Source organism: Frankia sp. AiPs1, assembly GCF_023716945.1.
Classification (GTDB): domain Bacteria; phylum Actinomycetota; class Actinomycetes; order Frankiales; family Frankiaceae; genus Frankia.
This window is the reverse complement of record NZ_JAMQQF010001005.1, coordinates 1-1,124: the sequence shown is the minus strand read 5'-3', so window position 1 is coordinate 1,124 and position 1,124 is coordinate 1. Positions and strand designations below refer to the sequence as shown.

Here is a 1,124-nt window from a genome sequence, read left to right as displayed (position 1 = left end):
CTGCCGACCACCCGCGCCGAGGCCGGGCACGCCGGCGCGCTGTCCACGGTGACGGGGCTGTTCCTCGCGCTGGTCGCGCTGGTCGGCGGCCGGCTCGCGGCGTCGGGCGAGATCTCCGTCGGTCAGCTGGTGTCCGCGGTGGGGCTCGCCCAGTTCCTGCTGACGCCGCTGAGCACGTTCGGCGAGATCATCGCGGTGCTGGCGGCCGGCCGGGCGTCCGCCACGCGCATCGGCGGTGTTCTGGACGCGGCGCCGGCGACCCCGCTCGGGCAGGCCGGGCTCGGCCCGTCGATCACCGGCGAGATCACCCTGGCGGAGGTGCGCGGCGGCGGCCTCGACGGCGTCACCCTCACCGTCGAGGCCGGGGAGCTGGTCTGCGTGGTCTGCGCCGACCCGGCCGCCGCCGGCGCCCTCGTGCGCTATCTCGCCCGCGAGGCGGACCCGCCCGACGGCCGGATCCTGCTCGACGGGACGCCGTTCACCGCGCTGGCGCCGAGCGCGCTGCGCCAGGCCGTCCTGGTGTGCCCGCACGACGCGAACCTGTTCGAGGGCACGGTGCGGGAGAACATCGTCGCGGGTCGTCCCGGCGACCCGGCCCGCGCGGTGCGCGCCGCCCGGGTCGACCAGATGACCGCCGTCCTCCCGGCCGGTCTGGACACCCCCGTCGCCGAACGGGGCCGTTCGCTGTCGGGCGGCCAGCGCCAGCGCGTCGCGCTCGCGCGGGCGCTGCACGCCGACCCGCCGGTGCTCGTCCTGCACGATCCGACGACCGCGGTGGACACGGTCACCGAGACGGAGATCGGCGCCGGTCTGCGCGCGCTGCGGGCCGGGCGTACCACCCTGATCGTCACCAGCAGCCCGGGCCTGCTGGCCGTGGCCGACCGAGTGGTGTTCGTCGAGGGCGGGCGGGTCGGCGCCGACGGCAGCCACGACACCCTGGTGCACGCCAACACCTCCTACCGCGAGCTGGTGCTGGCATGAGCACTCCCGCGGACGCCGGGCTCCGGCCGGACGGCGAGCTTGGGCCGGATGGCGAGCTTGCGTCGGACGGCGGGTTCCTGCCGGTCGCCGACGCCCGCACCACCCGGGCCGCGGTGCGCGTGCTGCTGGCCGCGCACCGGGCC

The 1,124-nt window shown here is 77.4% G+C and carries 1 protein-coding gene; it reads left to right on the top strand.

Annotated features, from left to right (window positions below):
- On the top strand, window positions 1–981 hold a 981-nt coding region (locus tag ND748_RS32485; protein ID WP_251750085.1), incomplete at its 5' end, for an ABC transporter ATP-binding protein.
- Window positions 982–1,124 lie beyond the last annotated feature (143 nt).